The sequence below is a fragment of the Micromonospora sp. NPDC005161 genome (assembly GCF_053599855.1).
The window spans coordinates 34,878-59,225 of sequence record NZ_JBSFYQ010000037.1; the positions used below are offsets into that span (position 1 = coordinate 34,878).

19 protein-coding genes and 3 pseudogenes are annotated in these 24,348 nt (G+C 72.1%); 6 read left to right on the forward strand and 16 right to left on the reverse strand.

Annotated elements, in window-relative coordinates; genetic code table 11:
* The first annotated feature begins 11 nt into the window (after positions 1–11).
* The 4 genes and pseudogenes from ACWD5O_RS28340 to ACWD5O_RS28355 all read left to right on the forward strand — a co-directional run bounded on the left by ACWD5O_RS28340 (position 12) and on the right by ACWD5O_RS28355 (position 9,457).
* Entirely contained in the window at positions 12–899 is an 888-nt protein-coding gene (locus ACWD5O_RS28340) for a carbohydrate ABC transporter permease (RefSeq protein ID WP_450087142.1), read from the forward strand.
* Positions 900–998: 99 nt separating this feature from the next.
* A complete protein-coding gene (locus tag ACWD5O_RS28345; protein ID WP_450087143.1) occupies positions 999–2,666 on the forward strand; it encodes a glycoside hydrolase family 13 protein in 1,668 nt (555 codons plus the stop codon).
* A 153-nt stretch (positions 2,667–2,819) separates the two neighbouring features.
* Positions 2,820–5,671: pseudogene (locus ACWD5O_RS28350) on the forward strand (galactose-binding domain-containing protein).
* An 84-nt stretch (positions 5,672–5,755) separates the two neighbouring features.
* The gene (locus ACWD5O_RS28355) at positions 5,756–9,457 is read left to right on the forward strand and encodes a discoidin domain-containing protein (protein ID WP_450087144.1); all 3,702 of its coding nucleotides are present in this window, start codon (positions 5,756–5,758) and stop codon (positions 9,455–9,457) included.
* A gap of 1 nt (position 9,458) precedes the next feature.
* Here ACWD5O_RS28355 and ACWD5O_RS28360 read toward each other — a convergent pair whose 3' ends face one another.
* Positions 9,459–10,259 (reverse strand): crotonase/enoyl-CoA hydratase family protein, encoded by an 801-nt coding sequence (locus ACWD5O_RS28360; RefSeq protein WP_450087145.1) that lies wholly within the window; start codon positions 10,257–10,259, stop codon positions 9,459–9,461.
* A 153-nt stretch (positions 10,260–10,412) separates the two neighbouring features.
* Here ACWD5O_RS28360 and ACWD5O_RS28365 point away from each other — a divergent pair, with 153 nt between their 5' ends.
* Entirely contained in the window at positions 10,413–11,264 is an 852-nt protein-coding gene (locus ACWD5O_RS28365; protein WP_450087146.1) for a Rieske 2Fe-2S domain-containing protein, read from the forward strand.
* Between the two features lie 829 nt (positions 11,265–12,093).
* On the opposite strand, the pseudogene ACWD5O_RS28370 reads toward ACWD5O_RS28365, so the two are convergent.
* The 12 genes and pseudogenes from ACWD5O_RS28370 to ACWD5O_RS28425 form a co-directional block, all read right to left on the reverse strand.
* Positions 12,094–13,128: pseudogene (locus ACWD5O_RS28370) on the reverse strand (LysM peptidoglycan-binding domain-containing protein); the annotation flags it as partial.
* A gap of 14 nt (positions 13,129–13,142) precedes the next feature.
* Positions 13,143–13,529: a hypothetical protein gene (locus ACWD5O_RS28375; protein WP_450087159.1), complete on the reverse strand. Its 387-nt coding sequence runs from the start codon at positions 13,527–13,529 to the stop codon at positions 13,143–13,145.
* Between the two features lie 68 nt (positions 13,530–13,597).
* On the reverse strand, positions 13,598–14,065 hold the full coding sequence (locus tag ACWD5O_RS28380) for a TadE/TadG family type IV pilus assembly protein (protein ID WP_450087147.1): 468 nt from the start codon (positions 14,063–14,065) through the stop codon (positions 13,598–13,600).
* Positions 14,062–14,484, reverse strand: coding sequence for a TadE/TadG family type IV pilus assembly protein (locus ACWD5O_RS28385; RefSeq protein WP_354966539.1), 423 nt, complete (start codon positions 14,482–14,484; stop codon positions 14,062–14,064). The genes ACWD5O_RS28380 and ACWD5O_RS28385 overlap by 4 nt, the downstream gene beginning before the upstream one ends.
* 28 nt (positions 14,485–14,512) lie before the next feature.
* Complete coding sequence (locus ACWD5O_RS28390; RefSeq protein ID WP_354966540.1) at positions 14,513–14,716, reverse strand: hypothetical protein; 204 nt, start codon at positions 14,714–14,716, stop codon at positions 14,513–14,515.
* A gap of 24 nt (positions 14,717–14,740) precedes the next feature.
* Positions 14,741–15,610, reverse strand: coding sequence for a type II secretion system F family protein (locus ACWD5O_RS28395; protein ID WP_450087160.1), 870 nt, complete (start codon positions 15,608–15,610; stop codon positions 14,741–14,743).
* Complete coding sequence (locus ACWD5O_RS28400) at positions 15,610–16,512, reverse strand: type II secretion system F family protein (protein ID WP_354966541.1); 903 nt, start codon at positions 16,510–16,512, stop codon at positions 15,610–15,612. Before ACWD5O_RS28400 ends, ACWD5O_RS28395 begins: the two co-directional genes overlap by 1 nt.
* Before the next feature lie 4 nt (positions 16,513–16,516).
* Positions 16,517–18,061, reverse strand: coding sequence for a CpaF family protein (locus ACWD5O_RS28405; RefSeq protein WP_450087148.1), 1,545 nt, complete (start codon positions 18,059–18,061; stop codon positions 16,517–16,519).
* A complete protein-coding gene (locus ACWD5O_RS28410; RefSeq protein ID WP_450087149.1) occupies positions 18,051–18,851 on the reverse strand; it encodes a ParA family protein in 801 nt (266 codons plus the stop codon). The genes ACWD5O_RS28405 and ACWD5O_RS28410 overlap by 11 nt, the downstream gene beginning before the upstream one ends.
* A gap of 2 nt (positions 18,852–18,853) precedes the next feature.
* Complete coding sequence (locus tag ACWD5O_RS28415; RefSeq protein WP_450087150.1) at positions 18,854–19,507, reverse strand: SAF domain-containing protein; 654 nt, start codon at positions 19,505–19,507, stop codon at positions 18,854–18,856.
* Positions 19,508–19,544: 37 nt separating this feature from the next.
* Positions 19,545–20,509: pseudogene (locus ACWD5O_RS28420) on the reverse strand (hypothetical protein).
* Entirely contained in the window at positions 20,503–21,039 is a 537-nt protein-coding gene (locus tag ACWD5O_RS28425; RefSeq protein WP_387325148.1) for a hypothetical protein, read from the reverse strand. Before ACWD5O_RS28425 ends, ACWD5O_RS28420 begins: the two are co-directional and overlap by 7 nt.
* 725 nt (positions 21,040–21,764) lie before the next feature.
* Between ACWD5O_RS28425 and ACWD5O_RS28430 the strand changes: the two genes are divergently transcribed.
* Positions 21,765–22,484 (forward strand): A24 family peptidase, encoded by a 720-nt coding sequence (locus ACWD5O_RS28430; protein ID WP_354966545.1) that lies wholly within the window; start codon positions 21,765–21,767, stop codon positions 22,482–22,484.
* A 206-nt stretch (positions 22,485–22,690) separates the two neighbouring features.
* On the opposite strand, the gene ACWD5O_RS28435 is transcribed toward ACWD5O_RS28430, so the two are convergent.
* The 3 genes from ACWD5O_RS28435 to ACWD5O_RS28445 form a co-directional block, all read right to left on the reverse strand.
* Entirely contained in the window at positions 22,691–23,317 is a 627-nt protein-coding gene (locus ACWD5O_RS28435) for a phosphatase PAP2 family protein (protein WP_354966546.1), read from the reverse strand.
* A 140-nt stretch (positions 23,318–23,457) separates the two neighbouring features.
* Positions 23,458–23,922: a hypothetical protein gene (locus ACWD5O_RS28440; protein WP_354966547.1), complete on the reverse strand. Its 465-nt coding sequence runs from the start codon at positions 23,920–23,922 to the stop codon at positions 23,458–23,460.
* Between the two features lie 101 nt (positions 23,923–24,023).
* Positions 24,024–24,257 (reverse strand): helix-turn-helix domain-containing protein, encoded by a 234-nt coding sequence (locus tag ACWD5O_RS28445; protein ID WP_354966548.1) that lies wholly within the window; start codon positions 24,255–24,257, stop codon positions 24,024–24,026.
* Between the last annotated feature and the right edge of the window lie 91 nt (positions 24,258–24,348).

Sequence of the window (24,348 nt, forward strand, 5' to 3'; positions counted from 1 at the left end):
ACGGGCGAGACATGGCACAGGACTCCGGCACCCGGACCCTCATCTCTCACGCGCAGCTCCGCCGTGGGCGCGGCAGGTTCATCTACTGGGCTCTGCTCACCGTCGTCGTCGTGGGCTTCACGCTGGTCTTCCTCGGGCCGCTCTACTGGATGGTCACCGGCGCGCTGAAGTCCGGCCAGGAGATCGCCCAGACGCCGCCGTCGCTGTTCCCGAAGGACCCGCAGCCGCAGAACTACATCGACGCCTGGAACAACCTGGACCTCGCCAAGCTGCTGTTCAACACGTTCTACTACGCCGCCGGCGCGGTGGTGTTCCAGCTCGTCCTCGACACCGCCGCCGCGTACTCCCTGTCCAAGCTTCGGCCGATGTTCGGCAACGTGATCCTCGCGCTGATGTTGGCGACGCTGATGATTCCGGCGATGGTGCTCATCGTCCCGCAGTACGTGACCGTGATCGACCTGCCGATCCTGCACATCAACCTGCTCGACTCGCCGTTCGCGATCTGGCTGCCCCTGGTCGCGAACGCGTTCAACATCTTCCTGCTGAAGCGGTTCTTCGACTCGATTCCCGAGGAGCTGATGGCGGCGGCCCTGGTGGACGGGGCGACGCCGCTGCGCACGCTGTGGTCGATCATCCTGCCGATGTCCCGTCCCATCCTCGGCGTAGTGTCGATCTTCGCCGTGACGGCCGTCTGGAAGGACTTCCTGTGGCCGAAGCTGGTCATGCCGTCGCCGGAGACCCGGACCGTCAGCGTCGGCATCTACGCCTTCGCGGGTGGCACGCCCATGAACGTGGTCATCGCCGCGTCGGTCATCGCCGCGATCCCGACCGTCATCGTCTTCCTGATCTTCCAGCGGAACATCATGTCCGGTCTGACCACAGGAAGCCTCAAGGGATAGCGACCAGCGCAACCTCCCGTGGCGAACAACGGCCGTTCGCCCGACACACTCTCAGGTCCGGCGAACCCGCCGACGTACTGAAACAGAAAGCAGGTGCTCGTGTCCACAGCAGACAGCAGTCCGTGGTGGCGTGGAGCGGTGATCTACCAGGTGTATCCGCGTAGCTTCGCCGACGGCAACGGCGACGGCATCGGCGACATCGCCGGCATCCGGTCCCGGCTGAATCATCTGTCCGCGCTCGGCATCGACGCGATCTGGTTCAGTCCCTGGTACCCCTCCCCGATGGCCGACGCCGGCTACGACGTGTCCGACTACCGCGACATCGACCCCGTCTTCGGCACGCTCGCCGAGGCGGAGGCGCTGATCTCGGAGGCACACGCGCTCGGCATCCGGACCATCGTCGACGTGGTGCCCAACCACTGCTCGGACGTGCACCCCTGGTTCCAGGCCGCGCTCGCCGGCGGGCCCGACGCGCCGGAGCGGGACCTGTTCTGGTTCCGTCCCGGCCGGGGCCCGAACGGCGACCAGCGGCCCACCGACTGGGTCGGTGAGTTCGGCGGCCCGACCTGGACCCGGACCACCAACCCGGACGGCACCCCCGGCGACTGGTACCTGCACCTGTTCGCCCCCGAGCAGCCGGACTTCAACTGGGACCACCCCAGGGTGCGGGCCGAATTCGAGGACATCCTGCGGTTCTGGTTCGACCGGGGGGTGGACGGCATCCGGATCGACTCGGCCGGGCTGCTGGTCAAGGACGGGATGCTGCCCGAGGTCCACCCGGACCAGCCGCACCCGTTCCACGACCTTGACGGGGTGCACGACATCTACCGGGGCTGGCGGCGCGTCGCCGACGAGTACCCCGGCGAGCGGGCCCTGATCGGTGAGGTGTGGTTGCCGGATCGGCAGCGGTTCGCCAACTACCTGCGCCCGGACGAGCTGCACGCCGCGTTCAATTTCGACTTTCTCGGCTGCGCCTGGGACGCCTCGGCCCTACGCGAGAGCATCGACGGGACGCTGAGCGCGCACGCGCCGGTCAACGCGCCGGCCACCTGGGTGCTCTCCAACCACGACGTCACCCGGCACGTGACCCGCTACGGCCGGGCGGACACCACGTTCAGCTTCGCCGCCAAGCGCGAGGGGACCCCCACCGACCTGGAGTTGGGCACCCGCCGTGCCCGGGCCGCCGCGCTGCTGTCGCTGTCGCTGCCCGGCGCCGCCTACGTCTACCAGGGCGAGGAGCTGGGGCTCTGGGAGGTCGAGGACATCCCGTACGCGCTGCGCCAGGACCCGATGTGGGAACGCTCCGGCCGGATCGACCCCGGTCGGGACGGCTGCCGCGTGCCGCTGCCGTGGGCCGGTGACGAGCCCCCGTTCGAGTTCAGCCCCGACGGCGCCGCAACGCCATGGCTGCCCCAGCCGGCCGACTGGAAGGACCGGACGGCCCGGGCGCAGACCGGCGACGCCGCCTCGATGCTGGAGCTGTACCGGGCGGCGATCCAGATCCGGCGGGCCGACCCGGCGCTCGGCGACGGCGAGATGAGCTGGCTGCCCGCACCGGACGGCGTGCTCGCCTTCAGCCGTGGCGGTGGCTTCCGCTGCCTGGTCAACCTCACCGACGCCCCGGTGCCGCTGCCCGGCGACGGGGACCTGCTGCTGGCCAGCGGGCCGCTCGACGAGGGTCTGCTGCCGTCGGACACCGCCGTCTGGCTGCGTACCGCCCAACCTGCGGACGGGCCGCGGGCGGCGGACGGACCCGGCCTGACCTGATCGCCGTGGTGCCGGCGGCCCGTCCCGGCCGCCGGCACCACACCACCATCCCGGCCCCGCGCCGGACGACGAGAGGGAAGGAGGAACGGGGGACGCCACGCCGCACGGACACGGGGGGATCTGGCCTGCCTGACGAAAGGGAGAGCGCAGCTCATGGCCAACCACACCACCGGCACCCCGCACCATCTCCGACACCCGACCCGGGCAGGGTTGGCCGCCATCGCCGCCACCCTGCTCGCCGCGACATCGGTGACCGCCCTCGCGATCACCGGCACCGCGACCCCGGCCTCGGCAGCCGGGCTGTCCCCCTTCGACATCCCCGGCCGGGGCGCCACCGTCCCGTTCGTCGAGCACGAGGCTGAGAAGGCCGCCCACACCGGCACGAAGATCGGCTCGGACCGGCGCTACGGCACGCTTCCATCCGAGGCGTCCGGCCGGGAGGCGGTCACCCTCGACTCCGTCGGCGAGTACGTCGAGTTCACCCTCACCGCCCCCGCCAACGCGGTCACCTTCCGGCACAGCCTGCCGGACAGCCCGGCCGGCACCGGCCGGGACGCCGCCATCGACCTGCGGGCCAACGGGAACCTTTTGAAGTCGGTTCCGGTGACCTCGAGGTACGGCTGGTACTACGGCGGCTATCCGTTCAACAACAACCCGGGCGACACCAACCCGCACCACTTCTACGATGAGACCCGGGCGATGTTCGGCAGCACCTACCCGGCCGGCGCCAAGATCCGGTTGCAGGTCTCTTCGACCGCCCAGTCGCCAAGCTTCACCATCGACCTGGCCGACTTCGAGCTGGTCGGCGGGCCCCTCGACAAGCCCACCGGTGTGCTCGACGTGGTCACCGACTTCGGCGCCGACCCGAGCGGCGCGACCGACTCGACCGCGAAGTTCCAGGCGGCGGTCGACGCCGGGAAGGCCCAGGGCCGGGCGGTCTGGATCCCGACCGGCACCTTCACCCTCTGGGACCACGTGGTGGTCGACGGGGTGACCCTGCGCGGCGCCGGCCCGTGGTATTCGGTGCTCGGTGGCCGGCACCCCACCGACCGCAAGCGGGCCGCCGGCATCTACGGCAAGTACGTCCCCGGCGGTGGCTACACCGGCGCGGTCCGCCCGCACGAGGCCGGCGGGCCGAGTCGCAACGTGACGCTGCGGGACTTCGCCATCATCGGTGACATTCGGGAACGGGTGGACGACGACCAGGTCAACGCGCTGGGCGGGGCGATGACCAACTCGGTGGTGGACAACCTCTGGCTGGAGAACACCAAGGTCGGGGCCTGGATGGACGGCCCGATGGACAACTTCACCATCCGTAACAGCCGGATCCTGGACCAGACCGCCGACGGGGTGAACTTCCACACCGGCGTGACCAACTCGACGGTGACCAACACCTTCGTCCGCAACACCGGCGACGACGCGCTCGCGATGTGGGCGCAGAGCGTGCCGAACGTCAACAACTCCTTCACGCACAACACCATCGGCGTGACCCTGCTGGCGAACCACCTGGTCAGCTACGGCGGTCGGGACATCAAGATCACCGACAACGTGACGGCCGACTCGCTGACCAACGGTGGCGGCATCCACGTCGCCAACCGCTACCCCGGCGTGCAGGGCGCCACCGGAGTCCAGGGCACCTGGACGATCGCCCGGAACACGTTGATCCGCAACGGCAACTCGGACTACAACTGGAACTTCGGCGTCGGGGCGATCTGGTTCTCCGCGCTCAACGAGGCGTTCCAGCAGCCCACCATCAACATCACCGACACCGACATCCTGGACAGCTCGTACGCGGCGCTGCACTGGATCGAGGGCCAGACCAACGGGATCAACCTCAACAACGTACGGATCGACGGCGCCGGCACGTACGCCCTCCAGGTGCAGGCGCCCAGCCAGGTGTCGATCACCAACGTGCGGGCCACCAACATCGCGCAGAGCAACCCGATCCACAACTGCGTGGGCGGCGGCTTCCAGATCACCCAGGGCGCCGGCAACTCCGGCTGGTACACCCCGACCCCGTACTGCGGCCCGTGGCCCGACCCGCAGTGGGGCGGTGGACCCAGCACCCCGCCGACCACCCCGCCACCCACCACCCCGCCACCGACCACCCCACCGCCCACCGGGGGGAACCTGGCGCTGAACCGGCCGGCGACCGCCACCAGCACCAACCAGAGCTACACCGCGGGCAACGCGGTGGACGGCAACGCGGCCACCTACTGGGAGAGCGCCAACAACGCCTTCCCACAGACCGTGACCGTCGACCTGGGCTCGGCACGGTCGGTCGACCGGGTGGTGCTCAAGCTGCCCGCCGGCTGGGGGAGCCGTACCCAGACCCTGTCGGTGCTCGGCTCCACCGACGGGTCGTCGTACGCCACGTTGGCCGCCTCCGCCGGCCGGGTCTTCGACCCCGGCACGGGCAACAGCGTGTCGATCGGCCTGCCCGCCGGTGACCGCCGCTACATCCGGGTGAGCATCACCGGCAACACGGGCTGGCCAGCCGCACAGCTCTCCGAGGTCGAGGTGTACGGCGGCACGCCCACCACGCCGCCGCCCACGACGACTCCGCCCCCGACCACGCCGCCACCCACCGGCAACCTGGCGGCCGGGCGGCCGGTCACCGAGACCAGCCACGTCGACGTGTACGCCGCGCCGAACGTGGTGGATGGGAATCCGAGCACCTACTGGGAGAGCGCCAACAACGCGTTCCCACAGTCGGTGACCGTGGACCTGGGAACCGCCCGGTCGGTGTCCCGGGTCGTGCTGAAGCTGCCGCCGTCATCGGCCTGGCAGACCCGCACCCAGACGCTGTCGGTGCTCGGCTCCGCCAACGGCTCGTCGTTCACCACCCTGAAGGTGTCCGCCGGCTACACCTTCAACCCGGCCAGCGGCAACACGGCACCGTGACGTTCGCGGCGACCAGCCAGCGGTACCTGCGGCTGACCGTCACCGGCAACAGCGGCTGGCCGGCCGGTCAGCTCAGCGAGTTCGAGGTCCACTCCAGCTAGCCCGGTGGCCCCCGCCCAGCCGGACGGGGGCACCGGCTCCGGGCACCACACCCCACCCACCCCCGAAAGAGGTGTAGCGACCCCATGTCCAGTAACGGCACCAGACGAGGCACGCCGCCAACCGGCGCGCCCAGTTCCGTCCCCCGAACCACCCGCACCGGCCACCGGCGGCTGCTCGCCGGCGTACTCGCCGGGATGCTCCTCGTCACCGCCCCGGTCGTCACCCCCACGGCCAGCGCGGCACCGGTGGCCGACCCGCCCGCGGCCGCCGCGCGCGTGGCCATGCTCGCCGGACTCTCCGCCACCATGACTGCCAGCAGCCACAACCAGAACTACGTGGCGGGCAACGCCAACGACGGCAACGCGGACACCTACTGGGAGAGCGCCAACAACGCGTTCCCGCAGTGGATCCAGGCTGACCTCGGCGCCACGGTCAGCGTGGACCGGGTCGTGCTCAAACTGCCGCCCGCGTCGGCCTGGCAGACCCGCACCCAGACACTGTCGGTGCTCGGCTCCACCAACGGCTCGTCGTTCACCACCCTGAAGGCGTCCGCCGGCTACGCCTTCAACCCGGCCACCGGCAACACCGCGACCGTCAGCTTCACCGCCGCCAGCACCCGCTACGTGCGGGTGCAGGTCACCGGCAACACCGGCTGGCCGGCCGCCCAGTTCTCCGAGGTCGAGGTCTACGGCGCCGTCGGCAGCCCCGACACGCAGGCCCCCAGCGTCCCCGGCAACCTGGCGTACACCCAGCCCTCCAGCGGGCAGATCCGGCTCACCTGGTCCGCGTCCACGGACAACGTCGGGGTGACCGGCTACGACGTCTACGCCAACGGCGGACTGCGCGGCAGCGTCAACGCCTCGGCCCTGACGTACATCGACAGCCAGCCGGACAGCGCCACGGTCTCCTACTACGTGCGGGCCAAGGACGCGGCCGGCAACCAGTCGGCGAACAGCAACACCGTGACCCGGACCGGCACCGGCAACCCGCCGGTCGGCACCAACCTGGCGGTCGGTAAGCCGATCACCGCCTCCGGGTACGTGCACACGTTCGTGGCCACCAACGCCAACGACAACAACGTGGCCACCTACTGGGAGGGCAACGGCAACCCGAGCACACTGACCGTGCAGCTCGGCGCGAACGCCAGCCTCAGCCAGATCGTGCTGAAGCTGAACCCGGACGCGGCCTGGGGGGCGCGTACCCAGAACATCACCGTGCTGGGCCGCGACCAGGGCTCGTCTACCTTCACCACCCTGGTCGGCGCGGCGAACTACAGCTTCAACCCGGGCAGCGGCAACACGGTGACCATCCCGGTCTCCGGTGCGGCGGCCGACGTACGGCTCTCGATCGCCTCGAACACTGGCGCTCCGGCCGGCCAGGTGGCCGAGTTCCAGGTCATCGGCACCCCGGCGCCGAACCCGGACCTGACCGTGACCGGCATGTCGTTCACCCCGTCCGCGCCGGTGGAGACGAGCACCATCACGCTCTCGGCCACCGTGCGCAACGCGGGCTCGGCGTCCTCCGGCGCCACCAACGTCAACTTCTACCTGGGCGCCACCCGGGTCGGCACCGCGTCGGTCGGCGGCTTGGCGGCCGGCGCCTCGACCACGGTCAGCGCCGCCATCGGCACGCGTGACTCGGGTAGCTACCCGCTCAGCGCGAAGGTCGACGAGTCGAACACCGTCGTCGAGCAGGACGACACCAACAACAGCTACACCAACCCCAGCCCGCTGGTGGTCAGCGCGGTCGCCAGCTCCGACCTGGTCGCCTCGGCCGTCGACTGGTCACCGGGCAACCCGCCCCCCGGCAGCACGGTGAACTTCTCCGTGTCGATCCGCAACGCCGGCAACCAGGCGTCCGCGTCCGGCTCGCACGGCATCACCCTGACCGTGCTCAACGAGTCCGGCGCCGTGGTCCGTACCCTGACCGGCTCGTACTCCGGTGTGATCAACGCCGGGGCGACGGTCGGCCCGATCAGTCTCGGCACCTGGACCGCCGCGAACGGCAAGTACACCGTCCGGGTGGTGCTCGCCGCCGACGGCAACGAGCTGCCGGTCAAGCAGGCCAACAACACCAGTGACCGCCCGCTCTTCGTGGGGCGCGGCGCCAACCTCGGCTACGACATGTACGAGGCCGAGGACGGCACGACCGGCGGTGGCGCCGGGCAGGTCGGGCCGAACCGGGACATCGGCAATCTCGGCGGTGAGGCGTCCGGACGTCGGGCGGTGACCCTGAACAGCACCGGCTCGTACGTCGAGTGGACCACCCGGGCGGCGACCAACACGCTGGTCACCCGCTTCTCCATCCCCGACTCGCCGGGCGGCGGGGGCATCGACTCGACCCTGAACATCTACGTCAACGGCACCCTGCACAAGCCGATCAACCTGACCTCCAAGCACATCTGGCTCTATGGCGCGGAGGCCAGCCCGAGTGACTCGCCGAGCGCCGGCCCGCCCCGGCACCTGTACGACGAGGCGAACGTGATGCTGAACTCGACCATCCCGGCCGGCAGCAGGATCCGCCTGCAGAAGGACCCGGCCAACACCACCACGTACGCGATCGACTTCATCAACCTGGAGCTGGTCGCGCCGCGCGCCAACCCGGACCCGGCGCGGTACCGGGTGCCGACCGGTTTCAGCCACCAGGACGTGCAGAACGCGCTGGACGCGGTTCGGATGGACACCACCGGCAACCTGATCGGCGTCTACCTGCCGGCTGGCACGTACGAGACCGCGCAGAAGCTCCAGGTGTACGGCAAGCCGATCTCGGTGGTCGGCGCGGGGATGTGGTACACCCGCTTCCAGACGCCGACGAGCCAGTCGAACACCGATGCGGGCTTCCGGGTGGAGTCCTCGGCCAGCGGGTCGTCCTTCTCGCACATCGCCTTCTTCGGCAACTACACCGTCCGGCAGGACGGACCGGGCAAGGTCTGGGGCGAGTTGAAGGACGTCGACAACATGACCCTGGACAGCGTCTGGGTCGAGCACACCGTCTGCGCGTACTGGGGAGTGAGCGTCAGCGGGTTGACCATCCGCAACAGCCGCTTCCGGAACACCTTCGCCGACGGTGTGAACCTGACCAACGGCAGCACCAACAACCTGATCACCAACACCGAGGGGCGGTCGAACGGCGATGACGCGTTCGCCCTCTTCTCGGCCACCGACCAGGGTGCGTCGACCTCCAACAATGGCAACGTGTTCGAGAACCTCTCGGCCACGCTGACCTGGCGGGCGGCCGGGTTGGCGGTCTACGGCGGCTACAACAACATCTTCCGCAACCTGTACATCGCGGACATGTTGACGTACTCGGGGCTCACCATCAGCTCGCTGGACTTCGGCTACCCGTTCATCGGGTTCGGAGCCAGCCCACCCACCCAGTTCCAGAACATCTCGCTGATCCGGGCCGGTGGGCACTTCTGGGGAGCGCAGACATTCCCCGCGATCTGGGTCTTCTCCGCCTCGAAAGAGTTCCGCGGCATCCGGGTGTCCGACGTGGACATCGTCGACCCGACGTACACCGGGATCATGTTCCAGACCAAGTACAACGGACCGCAGCCGGAGAACCCGATCACCGACACCGTCTTCACCAACGTCTCGATTAGCGGCGTCCGCAAGAGCGGTGACGCGTTCGACGCGAAGTCCGGCTTCGCGATCTGGGCGAACGAGATGCCGGAACCCGGTCAGGGCCCGGCGGTCGGCTCGGTCACCTTCAACAACCTGCGGCTGACCAACAACTACCAGGACATCCGCAACACCACGACAACCTTCACCATCAACCGCAACTGATCTAGCCCGCACCGGGTGCCGCCGGGAGGTTCCCCCCTCCCGGCGGCATCGTGCCGTGCCGGCCCGCACCGGCGGCGAACCGGGCGGCGCCGGCCTCCGCGTCGGTGGCCAGCGAGACCATCCCGTACGCCAGCTCGGTCGCCATCGCCTCCGACTCGGGCTGGCCCGCTCCGGCCAGCACCGCCGCCCGGTCGTTGCGCAGGCAGGTCTGCGGGTGCCGGGCGATCCCTGCCGCCAGCTCCTCGGCCGCGGCCCGCGCCTGGCCGGGCGGCACAAGCCGATTGACCAACCCCATCGCGTACGCCTCATCGGCCGGCACCGGTCGGCCGGTGAGGATCAGATCCATCGCACGACTCTCACCGATCAGCCGGGGCAGCCGGACCGTGCCGCCATCGATCAGTGGCACTCCCCAGCGGCGGCAGAGCACGCCGAGCGTCGCGTCGGACTCGGCGACCCGCAGGTCGCACCAGAGCGCCAACTCCAAGCCGCCCGCCACCGCGTACCCGGAGATCGCCGCGATCACCGGCTTGCTCAGCGCCATCCGGGTCGGGCCCATCGGGCCGTCCCCCTCCGGCTCGACCCGGTTGCCGCTCGGCGTGCCGATCGCCTTGAGGTCGGCGCCGGCGCAGAACGTGCCGCCGGCACCCCAAAGCACGGCCACCGCCGCGCCGGGGTCGGCGTCGAAGGCTCGAAAGGCGTCGGCCAGGGCTCGCGCGGTCGGCCCGTCGACGGCGTTCCGGGCTGCCGGTCGGTCCAGCACCACTGTCGTCACCGGCCCGGCGCGTTCCACCCGTACACCCATCGGCTCAGCATGCCCGCCATCCACCGGTCCCGCAGACCCCGGATCCGATCAGAAGGCGGGCCGGAGCGCGCGGAAAGCGCTGCCGACACGCCGTGCTGCAGGTTTGTCACCGTCGACCGGTTTGCGACCGCTTTCGCCGGGAAGTCGGTACGCGTGCGAGCACTATTGACGAAAGTTGAGCAAGCATCGCGGCTGGACCGAACGGGCGACCGGCTGCAGCGGGCGGTCCTCGCCACGCTGCGTCCCCGGCGGCTGCGGGACCTGCTGCACGGAGTGACGCTGGGACATCCGCTGCATCCGGCGATGGTGCAGGTGCCGGTGGGTGCCTGGATCAGCGCCGCGGTGCTGGACCTGATGCCCGGGCAGCGCCGTCCCGCCACCGTGCTGGTCGGTCTGGGCACCGTCAGCGCGCTGCCGGCGGCGGTCGCCGGGCTGAACGACTGGGCGGCGCTCTCCCGCGACCAGCGCCGGGTCGGCCTGGTACACGCCGCCGCGAACACGGTCGGCGTGACGCTCTACGCCGGATCGCTGGCCGCGCGGCTCTCCGGCCGCCACGGCGCTGGCCGTACCCTCGGCTTTCTCGGGCTCTCCGCCGTGAGCCTCGGTGCGTACATCGGCGGTCACCTGGCGTACAAGCAGGGTGCGCAGGTCAACCAGAGCATCTCCGAGATGCACCTGATGAGCGACGGCTGGCACTCGCTGGTCGAGATGGCCGCGCTGCCGCAACGCACGCTGGTCACCCGAGAGGTGGACGACGTCTCGGTGATCCTCTACCGGCACGGTGACGAGGTCACCGTGATGCTGGAGCGCTGCCCACATCAGAGCGGGCCGCTCGGCGAGGGCGAGGTGGAGGAGATCGACGGCCACGCCTGCGTGGTCTGCCCGTGGCACGGCAGCGCCTTCCGCCTGAACGGTGGCGAGGTCGTGCATGGGCCGTCCGGCAACGACCAGCAGATCCTGCCCACCCGGATCGAGAACGGCGTGCTGCAGACCCGCCTGCCCTGACACCCAGCGAACGGATATCCGCCCGGTGTCCGACGCGCGGGCCAGGCTGCCAGGCCGCCGATCGCCGCTCCACCCTGCCTGCCCTGCGCGGGCTGCCTGGCCCTGCGCGGGTTGCCGCGCGCTGCCTGGCCCTGCGCGGGCTGCTCCTGGGGCGGTGTTGCTTTCAGCGGTTATACCTCAGAGTCATATTTATACCTGTGAGGTATAACGCCTCTCGGGACCCAGCGTGCCGCCAGCCGGGGGCTAGTCCGAGTCTGTGCCGTGGCCGTGGCCGTGGCCGTGGCCGTGGCCGTGGCCGCGCCGAGCCGGAAGCCCGGCGCTGCCCGTCAACCGGCGGCGATCTGAGCGGGAGCTCGGCGGGACCAGCAACCGGGCGGGCCAGCATCGGAAGTCCGCCGCTTGACCGCCACACGGCGGCGACCGTCGTGGGGACCGACCGGGACGGGCGAGCGCCGGCCAGTGCCAGTCAGCTGCGCCGGTGCCGACCGACCTGCGGTCCGTCCGGGACGGAGTCCAGGCCGGGCCCGCCGGCCAGCAGGCCACCGTGCTCGTCGTAGCCGCCCCAACCCTCGTCGCCACCCCAGCGCCCGTCGCCAGTTCGGCCGTCACTGGCCAGCCCGGGCGCGTCGGTCGGTGCCATCCCGCCGCCCGCAGGCCCCATGCCGCCGCCGGCCCGGCCGGTGTCGCTGACAGTCGATGCCGCGCCGCCGCTCGGTCCGGCGGTGATGCCGGCGGGCCGGGTCGTACCGCTGGTGGTCCGGGCTGTGCCGCCGATGCTCCGGCCCGCGCCGCCCCGGGGCGTGCGGGTGGACGCGGCCAGCCGAGGGGCCGCACCGGCGGTGGCCGGACGGCGACGCAGCCCGAGCACCGCGCCGATCTGGGCGCCGACGATGCTCGCCACGGCCAGCACGGCGGAGACCGCCAGCGGCCGGTTGACCCGGTCGGTCGCGCCGGCCCGGGCGGCGCCGACGGTCATCGCGGGAGGCTGACCGGCGGACTCCGCGCCACCCGGCGGTGTCGGTGCGGCCCGCTCCGGTGCGGCCCGCTCGGGTGCCGGCCGGGGCGCCGGCGGCTTGGGGGTGGGCCGGGCGACCAGCCGGCCGGTGGCGTGCGAGCGGGCACCCTGATCGGTGGCCTCCGCGGGCAGCCGGAGCAACTGGCCGGGGCGGATCCGGTCCGGGTCGTCGAGCCGGTTCAGCTCGGCCAGCCGTCGATAGTCGGCGAACTCGTCCAGGTAACGCTCGGCCACCTCGCCGAGGTAGTCACCCCGCGCCACGCGGTACACCGGCGCCGCCCCGTCACTCGCGCCTGTCCAGCCGGGCGCGTCCAGCCCCAGCGGCCCGCTGCCCGTGGCGCCCCCGACGCGGGGGGCGGCGATCCCGTGGGCCGTACCCAGCGCCGACGCCGACGCCGGACCGGCCAGGGTGGCGACGGCCGGCGAGTCCGGGTGGGCGTACGGCGTGCCGGCGTAGACGGCGGCGGCCGGGCTGGCCGCGAGAATCAGCGCCACCGAGCCGACCAGGGCGGCGGCGGCCTTCTGCTGGCGGCTCATTCCGGGCAGCTTCGGTGCCGGCCGGCGCAGGCTTTGGGCACCCAGCTCGACGAGGACCGAGAATGCGAACGTGGCCCAGCCGAACCAGCCGGCCAGCGCCAACGCCCGCAGGAAGAGCTGGCCGTCATCCCTGCTGGTCAGCGCGGTGCCCACCTCGGCGATGCTCGGCAGGTGGTCGGGCAGAGGGTTGCCCGCGAAGGCGAGCAGCGCGACCGGCGCGCCGGCCAGCAGCGTACAGAGCACGATCAGCGCGCCAAAGCCGGTGAGGATCCGTCCGGTCCGCCGTACGACGGACCCACCCGATGCGGGCATGGCTGCCTTCCTTCCTACGGTTCCTGCGGTGATGGCTCGCGGGTGATGGCTCGCGCGGTCGCCTCGCCGGTGACCCTGACCGTGCGGGCGAAGCCGAACAGCCCGAGCATCGAACGGCGGTAGGTGATCGTGACGCGTACCCGGACGAGGGTCTCCCCGGCGACTTCCGGGAAGCTCACGGTGTGGCCGGTGGTGCCGGCGGCGGCCAGGTAGTTGGCGACCGCGACGCGGGCCTGCGGCCGGTCGAGCCGCGTCGGCCCGCCCTCGATCGCGGTGGCCCGGTCGATGGCCTGCCCACCGGCCCGGGCCGCCTCGGCGGCCAGGTTGTCGGCGCGTTGCAGGGTGCGCAGCTGCCCGGCGCCGTCGAAGGAGAGGCCCACGATGGCCAGTACGCCGGTCATCGCCACCGCCAGGAAGATGCTGACCCGGCCGTGCTCACCGGTGTGCGGAGGCCGGGGAGTGAACGCGGTCACTGCCGGCTCCGGTAGCGGTCCAGCGGAGAGGTGAAGTCCGCGGTGATCCGGTTGTCGGTCGGCATACCGGGCACGACGTTCAGCGAGATGTCCTTGAACGACACCAGGCAACTGATCTCCACCGTCACCGTGGCGTCCGCACCGAGCGGGCTGCTGAAGGCGGCGTCGAAGCTGGTGGACTTGCCGGCGACCGAACCGGTGAACGTCGGGTCGAGGTCGTTGCTGCAGGCCAGCCCGTGCCAGTCCAGTTGTTTGCGGGCGGCCTCCCGCGCCGCGGTCCGCGCGGTGTCGGCATTCCGGGAGATCGAGGCGGCGCGGGCCGCGTCGTGCGCGGCGGCGTCGATCGCCTCCGCCGCCACCGCGCTACGCCCGGCCACGCCGGCCAGCACCATCAGCGCGATGAACGCGGGTGCGAGCACCGCCACCTCGATGGAGACCGAGCCCCGCTCGACGCCGCGGCTCATGGCGTGGTCACCCGTTCCACTGTCCCGTGCGCGGTCTGCCGCACCGCGAAGTCCACGCCGGGCACCACCGACAGGGACCGGCCGCGCACCGTGCAGGTCACCTCGGTGTCGGTGGTCACGCAGCTTGGGCCGGTCTTTGCCCAGCCCACCAGCCAGCCGCCGGTGGCGTTCAGGAAGCGGGTGGCGCTGGCGACCCCGGCGTCGTCCGGAGCGTCGTACAGCCGCTGGGCGTTGACCCCGCTCTGCGCGGCGTTCAACGCCGTGGAGCGGGCCAGGAAGACGGCCGCGACCTGGAGCGACGCGAAGAGCAGCACCAGGATCAGCGGCATCACCACCGCCAGCTCCACCGGGTTGGCTCCCCGCTCCCGGTCGCCGGCCGCGAGGTGGCGCGCCGGGCGTCGGCCATCACCCGGCGCCACCTCGGAAACGCGACTCGGCGCACGCCGGCTACTTCGGGTTCGTGTGGTTCGGGATGGCCTTCATCCAGTCGTTGGCCTTGCCCAGGGCCAGGCCGGTGACGATGGTCGCCACGAAGACCAGACCGAAGATGATCACCGCGGTCGGCACCGGGCTGTCGCCGCGCTCGCCGTCGCGGCGCAGCTCGGCCAGACGCGTCGTCATCACGACGTGCAGGTAGCTGATGATGGACATGGCGTACTCCTTCTCGGGGTGGGGTCAGACGCGGGCGATGAACGGGTAGACGACGAAGCCGAGCAGCACGAAGACGAGCAGTGCGCCCGGAATGTCGAGCTTGCTGGTCACCCCCTCGGCGCGGGCGAGGTTGTCGGTGCGGATCTGGTCGCGTAGCGAGTCGGCCCGGCTGCGCAGGGTCTCGTGCACCTGCGCTCCCTCACTCCCGGAGGAGCGCATGATCGCGCCGACGTCGCCCAGTTCCGGAATGCCGATCTTGTCGGCGAGGTCGCGCAGCTCGTCCCAGGGCGCGTGCATCTGCATCTGGGCGATCCGCAGCGACTCCTGGATCCGGTCGAAGACCCAGCCGTCGCACACGGCCGCGGCCCGCTCCAGCGACTGCACCGGCCCGTGCGCGGCGGAGAGCTGCAACGCCACCAGATCCAGGTACGTGCAGACGGCCTGGCGGAACTCGTCCCGGGCGGCGTCCGCCTTGGCGAGCACCGACCGGTGCGCCAGCAGCCCGGCGATCAGCGCCATGCCGAGGCTGCCGAGCACCGGTACGACCAGCGGTAGCGAGATACCCAGCACGAACAGCGCCACCCCGAGCAGGGTCGGCACGGCCAGCCCGATCAGCGCCGAGAGCAGCACCGACAGCGCGTACTGCTCGGAGGTCTGGCCGATCAGGGCGAGCTGCCGGTGCGGCGGCCGCAGCCAGCGGGCCAGCCCGGTCAACCAGTCCAGTTGCCGGGACGCGGGAGCGGCGACCCGGCCGGTGCCGGCCGGCTGGTGCAACCGGCGCAGTGCCGGTCCGAGCGCCGGGGTCGCCGGCACCAGCTCGCGGACCACCAGGAACAGACCCAGCCCCACGGCAGCTCCACCGCACACCGCGATGGCCAGGTGCCAGTTCACGATCACGCGATCACCTCCTGCGGGTCCGGCGACGGCAGGAACCGGGCCGGCCGCTGCGGCTGGCTCATCGACCGCACCCAGGCCAGCAGGCCGATGAAGGCGGCACCGAGGGCGGCCATCACGAGTTGACCCACCGGTGTGCCGTACGGCTCGATGTACTCGGTGTTGATCAGCCCGTACGCCAGGGTGGCGAGGGTCATGCCGGTGAGGAAGCGGACCGCGAACCGGGGCTGGGTGCGCTTGGCCTCGATCTCCCGGCGGGTGGCGACCTCCGCCGCCGCCGCGCCGGCGATCGAGCCGAGTACGTCACCGAGCCGCTCGCCCCGGTCGGTGAGGTGCAGGATCAGCGCCGCCACCACCTGGTCGCAGACCGGGTCACCGATGTCGTCGGCGAACGCCAGCAGCGCGGAGCGGGCCATCCAACCGGCCTGCAACCGGGCGGCGAGCAGCCGGACCTCGTCCTCGATGCCGGGTGGCACGCTGCCGATCGTGCCGATGATCGACTGCTGGAGGCCCTGCCCGGTGCCGGAGACGTCCTTGAGTCGGCGGGTCCACTCGCCGACCGCCTCGATCCGGGCGATTGCCCGTTGCTCGGCCTTGCCCACCGCGAACAGCCACGGGGTGCCGGGCACCGCCACCGCCACCAGCAGACCCACCACCGGCAGCCCGGTCAGCAGAAAGGCCAGCGCGCCGGCGACCAACGCGGTGATCAGCAGAGCCTGGTAGGCCCGCCGCTCGCCGGGGGTGGCGCCGGAGCCGCGCCAGAGCCGGCTCAGACCCGGTCCGGCGCCCGGGCCTGGGCCGGCGGGCCGCCGGGTGCCGATCAGCGCGACCACGGCCAGCAGCAGACCGGCGACACAGGCGGCGCCGGAGACCACCGCGATCAGTTCCAGGTTGTCCCGCACCGGATCACCGCCGGGCCAGTCGGGTCTGCCGGGGGCGGCGCCAGGCACCGGTGCCAGCCTCGATCCACCGGGTCAGCAGCCGGGCGTCGTAGCCCACCCGCAGCAGTTGCTCACGGACCCGTTCCGGCAGGTGCCGGGGGACCGCGCGGCCGTCGGGGCCGGGCCCGAAGACCGTGGTGGTGGTGATGCGCCCGGCTTCGCCAGCCCCGATCACCTCCTCCACGTGCGAGACGAACCGGTGCTTACGGCCGCCAATCGCGGTCTCGTCCTCGACGGTGACGTAGACGATCAGGTCCAGGGCGTTGCCGGCCATCCGGCGGGCCTGGTCGACGGTCATCTCGCGGCCGTGTGCCAGCGCCAGCTCGACGATCCGTTCACCGACGCCGGCGGACGTGCGGGCGTGGATGGTGCACATCGAGCCCCGGCTGGTGGTCATCGCCTGGAGCATCGGCACGATCTCCCGGGACCGCACCTCACCCACGATGATCCGCAGTACGCCCATCCGGAGCGAGAGCGGGATCAGGTCGGCGATCGTCACCTCGCCGGCCGGCCGGCCGTCGAAGCCACGTTCGCCGTGCCCCTCGCGGGCCTCGAAACTCATCACCGCCCGGTGCCGCTCCCGGCGGCGGGCCGGCAGCAGCTCCCGGCTCTCCTCCAGCAGCACGTACGGCTCGTCGGGCGGGATCTCGTTCATCAGCGCCCGGATGATCGTGGTCTTCCCGGCGCCGGCCAGCCCGGCGACCATGATGTTCAGCCCGGCGCGCATCGCCGCGCGGAGGAAGTCGCGCAGCAGTGGGTCGATCATCTCGTCCAGGTCACCCCGGGCGCCGGCCACGTCGTCCAGGCTCACGTCCAGGGTGTTGTGTTTGCGAATCACCGCGTACGGGCGGTGGCTGACCAGGAACACCGCGGCCAGCCGGCTGCCGTCGGGCAGTTGCAGGTCGAGGGTGGGCTTCACGGTGGACAGTGACCGCTCGGTCGCGCCCGCACGGCGTGCCGCCGCCTGGAGGATCTCCACCAGCTCCGCGTCGCTGTCGGCGATCGGCTCCGCCCAGTCGACCCCGCCGCCGTGCCGGGTGATGCGTACCTGGTCGCAGCCGAGGATGTGCACCTCCTCGATGGTGTCGTCGACCAGCAGGGTCTGCAGCCGACCCAACCCGACCAGCTCGGCGGTCACCTGGTCGAGCAGCAGGCGTTCCTCACCGGCGGCCATCGGCGTGCCGGCCCGGCGGACCGCGTCCGCGTACTCGGCGACCACCGTGACGGCCAGCCGGGCCCGCTCGGTGTCCTCCTCGTCGACGGTGAACTCACGGCCGCGCTGCCACAGGGTGAGCCGCTCGGTCAGTTCCCGGCGCAGCTCCCGGACCACCTGGAAGTCCATCCGGGCGCGGGGTGGCGGCTCCGGCGGCGGGCTGGCCGCGGGTGCCGGAGGCGGCGCCGGCAGTGGCACCGAATGGTGCCGGCCGTTCGGCGCGGTCAGCGGCGGCGTCGTGGAGGTGACGCCGGGCGGCTGTTGGCGCGGGTCGGCGCTGACCGGTTCAAACCGCATCCGGCACCCCCTGCTGCACCGGCCAGGCCAGCCGGGCGCGCCGCCGTTCCAGCAGCGCGCCGACCGGCACCTCCAGCGCGGCCGCCGCGCGCAGCAGCGGCCGTCCGGCGCGTACCGTCCCGCCCAGGCTGAGCACCCCGGCGGTACGCGAATCGTGCGGCAGCCGGGCGATCACCGGCAGTTTCAGCGCGCGGCTGATCTCGGCCCGACCATGCCCACCACCGACCAGCAGCAGCCGCAGGGTGCCCGGCGGCACCCGGTGCTCGGCGAAGTCCCGTTCGATCGCGGTGACCACCGCCCGGGTGCCGGAGAGATCCGGCAGCTCGGCCCGGGTCACCAGCAGCACCACCGAGGCGGCCCGCAGCACCGGCCACGGCGGGCCGTTGACGTGCAGCCGGCCGCAGTCGACCAGCACGTCGTAGCCGGGGGTGCCGCGGTCCAGGGCGTTGAAGTAGTCGGCGAAGCGCTGCCAGAGCGGGGTGACGCTGCCGGCCTGCGTCGGGTCGACCAGCCCGGGCAGCAGCAGCCGTTCCCGCCGGGGCGCGTCGAGGTCGACCAGCTGGGACCAGAAGGCGGTCTCCAGGCTGCCGTCGCGCAGCTCCCCGACGGCCAGCTCGCCGATGCCGCGCGGCCCGTCCAGCTGACCACCCAGGTAGCCGGCGAGGATCGACCCGCCGGCCGGGTCGCACTCCGCGAGCACCAGTCGTCGGTGCCAGGCCAGCGCGCAGGCCAGCGCCGAGGTGGTCACGCCGGGCGAACCCTTCGCGGACACCAGCGCGATGATCGCCATGTTCAGGCCGCCTCGGTCAGCACGACGGCGATCCGCTCCTGCGCGGCCAGCGCCACCACCGCGGGCACGTCCCGGATGGTGAGCGCCAGGTACAGCACCTTGTCGTCGTTGGCCGGGCTCACCATGTCGATCACGGTGGCGGAGAAGCGGGTGCCCGCGACAGCCGCTCCGGTGGCGTTGTCGTCCGGGGTGCTGACCAGCAGGACCTTGTCGCCGGGGTGCAGTTCACGCGCTGGCACCTGCGCGGTCTTGAGGCCGAGCGCGATCTGCTGCTGGCCGGGGCCTAGCAGCGCGTCGTCGGTGACCTGCCCCAGCGTGAGCAGGGTGCCCGGGACCAGCGCCACGGCGGCGCGCTTGCCGACCACCTCGTCCAGCCGCCCGGCGGGCACGGGGCGCAGTCCCTGACCGCCGGCGACCTGCACGGCGATCAGGTCGGCGGCGCTGATCTCCCGCCCCACCTCCACCGGCCGGGCCACCGCGAGGTAGCTGCCGGTAGCCCGGACCGAGGTGACCGCGAACGCCGCGCCCAGCCCGCCCAGCGCGATCAGGAGTACAGCCAGACCCAGCAGCCCCGGGCGGATCCGGCGCTGCCGGACCACCTTGGGCGGGCTGACCGGCGCGTCCACCGGGGTTCCGTTGCGTGTCGCGAGGCTCACCGGACCAGCTCCGTCGAAAGCCACTCGTTCCGCCCGCTCATCGCGTCACCACCTGGAGTTCGTTGATCTGGATCGGCACGGTGCCGCTGGTCCGGTCTGCGGAATCGGTTCGCCCTGGACGCCGCCGTTGGTCCACCACCGCACCGTCCAGTACGTGGTGGCGCCGACCCGGTAGGTGCCGGCCTTCGGGTAGCCGCTGTCGTAGCCGCAGTCCGGGGACGGCTGGCCGGCGTGTTTGCCCTTCGCGTCGTACGGGGTGCCGGCGCCCGGGCAGGTGACCTTGTCGCCGTTGCCCATGTCCCAGACGATCCGGTCGACCTTCGCCTCGATGGAGACGGTCAGCCCACGGTCGGACGCGGAGGCGTGCAGCGGGCCGAAGTAATTGGCGCTCGGTGTCGCCCACATCCAGACCGGCAGGCCGACCAGTCCGGGGCCGACGCTCTTGCGGGGTGCCACCCTGAGCCGCGCCGGCAACAGTTTGATCGACGCCAGGGCGCGGCGGGCCAGCTCCTCCGGGTCGGGCGGTGCGCCGTAGCCGGGCGGTGGCCCATCCAGCAGCACCATGTCCTGGGCACCCAGGTCGCCGCCGTTGCAGGTCTGCAGATACCACTGCTGGCCCTCGGGCGGCTCGACGTCCCCCTCGGTCAGCTTGTAGTAGCACCCGTCGCCGTTGTTGAACCGGCCGAGCAGGTCGTCGTAGCAGGGGATGGTCCGCCCGCCCCACTGGCAGACGCCGCCACCACCTCCGCCGCCGGAGTCCCCGCCGCCGTTGTCGCCGCCGCCGCCGGGACCGCCCGGCGTGCCGCGCTCGTCGTCCCAGACGCTGCAGTCCGGCTGGTCGAGCGGGCACTCCGCCCCGGGGTCGGCGCGCCGGGCGGCGCCGGCCGGCACGGTTGCACCGACCACCAGCAGCAGCGCGAGGCCGATCCCGGTGAGTGCCCGGCGGGGCGTCCCGGCCCGGGCGGTACGGGCCGGGGCGCCCCTTCCTCCCCAGGTCAGCACGGCTGGTCCCGGTGCGCGGCACTGGAGTTGATCAGCCAGCGGCCGTCGGGATAGCGGGTCGCGGTGGCGGTGGCCAGGTGCCTGCCGCCGCCACTGCCCGGGACCACCCGCTTGTCCTTGGCGTAGACCAGCCGGTAACCGCTCGCGTCCAGGCAGTCCTGGATCTCCACCGTGGCCGGGGCCGAGTCCAGGCTGATCGAGGTCACGGTCGGGTCGGACTTCACCGCCCCGGTACGCATCGCGCCGTGCTCCTTTGCCTCGCGAATGGACACTCGCACCCGAGTGAGCAGTGGATCGGCGAGATACCGGGACAGTTCCGGCGCGCGCGGATCACTGCGTCGACTCGCCGTACGCGAGGCGGCGAGATAACCGGAGTACGCGTCGAGCGCCGCCTTTTCCGCAGCCCGCCTTTCGACCTCCCGGTCCGCTTGTTGTCCGTCGCTCCGGGCCGGCGCCGGCCGTTCGACGGCCTCCCGTCCGCTGCCGCAGGCGGTGACTGACACCGCCGCCACGACCGCTAGCAGGCAGATTGCTGCTCGCCTGAGCTGTCGTCCGCGCACCGTCGAGCCTCCTCGTGGTCGCCCGGTGCGGCGACGGATCACCGCCGCCGGGCATGCGGAAGCGCGCCCGGATCAGCACATCCGGAGCCGTTCATTGCGCTTCTGCATTCACCGTTACGGATCTTTTACAAATGGATGGTCCTGTGTCGGTCGGTTGTTGCAGTGAGGCTTGCGTCACACCCAAGGGGCGAGCATAGGCTGACGCTCGCCGATGCAACAGAGGCAATTCAAGTGAACACTCTGCGTGATGACAGGTGGTGGTGAGGGGTGTCTGTGCCGCGCTCCGAGCATCGGCCGACCGACGGGCGGGCCACGGCCTGCCCACTCCGGGCCGAACGGGTCGGCAGGGACCGCTCCGCCGGTCCCGAGAGTGGGACATCGCGGCGTCATCCCGGCATCCGGGCGGAGCCGGCGTCCGATCGAGGAGCCGCACCGGCCGGCGGGATGGCTGGCCCGGGCCCGGCCCGGGAGGCCGTCGGACGACCGGCTGCCCACGTCCCTTTCTGCGCCATCCGCTACACCCAAGCGATCGTTCAGTCACGATCCGTGTTCGCCTTCGCGCTCGACGCACGGGCCGTGCGGGCGTCGACATGCCGCTGACCGGCCCTCCGGCGGCCGTACCGGGTCAGGAGAATCCACCCGATCGGCACCCCGCACCCCCGCCGTCCGGTGCCACGAGCGCCTGGCTCCCCGCCGTGCTGGCGACCGTGGCGGTCAGCCCGCTCCTGCGGTTGGCCGTCCTGCGTCACGCCGTACCGTCGGGCACCGCCAGCCGGACCGGCTGCGACGCGTGCGGGGCGCCGGTCGGGCTGACCCGGCCCTGGCCCGCGCTCGGCCCGGCCGGCCGGTGCGGTCGCTGCCGCGCCCGGGTCGGCCCGCCGCCGGGAACCGTCGAGCTGGCCGCGATCGCCGGGCTCGCCGTGGTGCTGCTGCTGGCGCTGGCCGGTCCGCCAGGTGGGGCGTTGCCGGCGCTGGCCTGGTGGCTCGGCTGGACGGTCCCGGCGGTCTTCGTCGACCTGGCCGTGCACCGCCTGCCGGACCGGCTCACCCTGCCGGCGGCGGCCGGGACGTGGCTGCTGCTCGGCGCGGCCGCGCTCGGCGACCCCGAGCCGGGGCCCTGGCTGCGAGCCGTCGCCGCGGGCGCGGGGCTGGCGGTGCTCTTCGCCGGCAGCACGCTGCTGCTCGGCCGCCGCGGCTTCGGGCTGGGCGACGCCAAGCTGGCGCTCAGCGTGGGCGCGCTGCTCGGCTGGTACGGCTGGCCGTTCCTGCTGCTCGGGCTGCTTCTCGCGTTCGGGCTGTCCGCGCTGGTCAGCCTGGGCCTGTTGGCCGCCCGCCGGGCCCGCTGGTCCACCCACCTTCCGTTCGGCCCGTTCCTCCTGCTCGGCACCCTCGGCACCCTCCTGCTAGCCACCTGACTGCCGCCCGTGGGACGCCCGCCGCCCGCCGCCCGCCGCTCAAGATCGTGCTCGATTCACGATGTAGTTGCCTCTGCCGCGCCTGAGACCACTACAACCAGGATCGAGCACGATCTTCGGCGGCCAGATGCCGTCGGGTGGGACGTCGTCACGCTCGGGAGGGCGTGCGCGGGGCGTAGCGCCCGGGCGACGCGGGGCGGGCGGGATCAGGGGCGGGGCCGGCCCGCCAGGTCGGGGACCGGGCGACGGGCGTCGGCGCGGCGGCGTAGCGCTTCGGTGGTCGGGCGGGCCAGCACCGGGGTGGCCAGCGCGGCGACCAGGGCGCCGAGGAGCAGCCCAGCGATCACGTCGTGCGGATAGTGCACGCCCACGAAGACCCGCGAGATCGCCGCCAGCGCGGCCAGCGGCAGCGCGACCAGTCCGAGTCGGCGGGAGAGCAACAGCGTGGTGATCGCCAGCGCGCCGGCCAGGGTTGCGTGATTGCTGGGAAACGACCAGTCGCCCGGTGGTGGGCAGCTGCCGGCGATGATGGCCCGGCCCACCGTCCGGCACGGTCGCTCCTCGTCCACCACGGTCTTGAGCCATTCGCTGCCGGCGTACGCCAGGAGGGTCGGCACCGGCGCGACCAGGGCGAGTGCCCGGTCGTGCGGGCCGCCGGACAGGCGGCTCAGCGCGGCAACCAGCAGCAGCGCGCCGAGCAGCAGGATCATCCCCTCGGTGGCGTGCCCGACGAACCACTGCACCGGGGGCGGGCTGTCGGCGGCGACGCCGATCACGTCGCGGTACCACTCGGCGCTGATCTCCGGAACGTCCATGTTGCCGGTGTCGACCATGCATCACCTCACCAGATGTTCATACCCCGTTCATCTGGGAGAAAGGGTAGGAACGCAGCAGGCGGCCGCGCAGGAGTCGAAGGTCGGGACGGCTTACCGACCTTCGTCCAGCGACCGCACAGCCGCTCTGCTTGGTGGCCTCAGGTCGGCCCGAGGCCGCCGGCCATCCGTTCGCGGACGGCCTCCAGCGCCTCGAAGGCGTACGCCCAGTTGTGGCACTTGAAGCTGCGCAGGCCGTCGATGGTCGTGTGGCAGTCGGCGCAGCGCACTCCGGGGATGGCGTCCGGGATCTCGGTGTTGACGTACTTGCGTTCGCCGAGGATGACGGTGGCGATCATGTTCTTGTCGTGCAGGCCGGAGAGCGCCGACGAGACGATGTCGTACCAGGTGATCCGCCGGCCGCACTTCGGGCAGTCCGGCTCGTCGCCGCTGACCCAGAGCGGGGCGCCGATGGTGCGCGCCGGCATGCCGAGCAGCTTCTCCAGCCGCCGGACGTCCGATTCCGGGGTGGTCCACCGGTGTCGGCCGGGCAGCGACGCGGGTGAGTCGTACACGGCGCGGAACAGGTCGTGGTCGACCTGCACGGTCTCCCGCTGACTGGTCATCGGCGTCCCCCTCGACGGTCGGTGCTCCCACCGTCGTCCCTGGTGGGGCAGGCTACAACCGGATCAACGACACGGCGGGGCGACCAGCCCCTGCCGCAAGGTCAGGGTGCGGCCGGTGCTGGACCGGCCGCACCCCGACGGACGGCCTCGCCGGCCAGCCGCGAGCGGCGGCGGTCGTCGTTTGTGGTGAGGTCGAACTTGTCGTACAGCCGCGACAGGTGTTTCTTCACGGCGCTCTCGGTGACGTGCAGGGTGGCCGCGATCGCCCGCACCGGAGGTGGCTCGGGGAATGGCACCCCACCCTCGACGAACGGGCGGCAGAGCACGGTCAGCACCTCCTGCTCCCGGCGCGTCCGGGCGGCGGGGACGCCGGCTCGACGTGCATGGTCTGGGGGCGTCAGCAGACCTTGCTGGTCGAGCCGCCCG

Bases quoted from the DNA above. Each gene is read 5' to 3' on its own strand.
- ACWD5O_RS28340 (WP_450087142.1), top strand. From the start codon at position 12: ATGGCACAGGACTCCGGCACCCGGACCCTCATCTCTCACGCGCAGCTC.
- ACWD5O_RS28355 (WP_450087144.1), top strand. From the start codon at position 5,756: ATGTCCAGTAACGGCACCAGACGAGGCACGCCGCCAACCGGCGCGCCC.
- ACWD5O_RS28360 (WP_450087145.1), bottom strand. From the start codon at position 10,259: ATGGGTGTACGGGTGGAACGCGCCGGGCCGGTGACGACAGTGGTGCTG.
- ACWD5O_RS28375 (WP_450087159.1), bottom strand. From the start codon at position 13,529: ATGACCGGCGTACTGGCCATCGTGGGCCTCTCCTTCGACGGCGCCGGG.
- ACWD5O_RS28380 (WP_450087147.1), bottom strand. From the start codon at position 14,065: ATGAGCCGCGGCGTCGAGCGGGGCTCGGTCTCCATCGAGGTGGCGGTG.
- ACWD5O_RS28390 (WP_354966540.1), bottom strand. From the start codon at position 14,716: ATGTCCATCATCAGCTACCTGCACGTCGTGATGACGACGCGTCTGGCC.
- ACWD5O_RS28405 (WP_450087148.1), bottom strand. From the start codon at position 18,061: ATGCGGTTTGAACCGGTCAGCGCCGACCCGCGCCAACAGCCGCCCGGC.
- ACWD5O_RS28410 (WP_450087149.1), bottom strand. From the start codon at position 18,851: ATGGCGATCATCGCGCTGGTGTCCGCGAAGGGTTCGCCCGGCGTGACC.
- ACWD5O_RS28435 (WP_354966546.1), bottom strand. From the start codon at position 23,317: ATGGTCGACACCGGCAACATGGACGTTCCGGAGATCAGCGCCGAGTGG.
- ACWD5O_RS28440 (WP_354966547.1), bottom strand. From the start codon at position 23,922: ATGACCAGTCAGCGGGAGACCGTGCAGGTCGACCACGACCTGTTCCGC.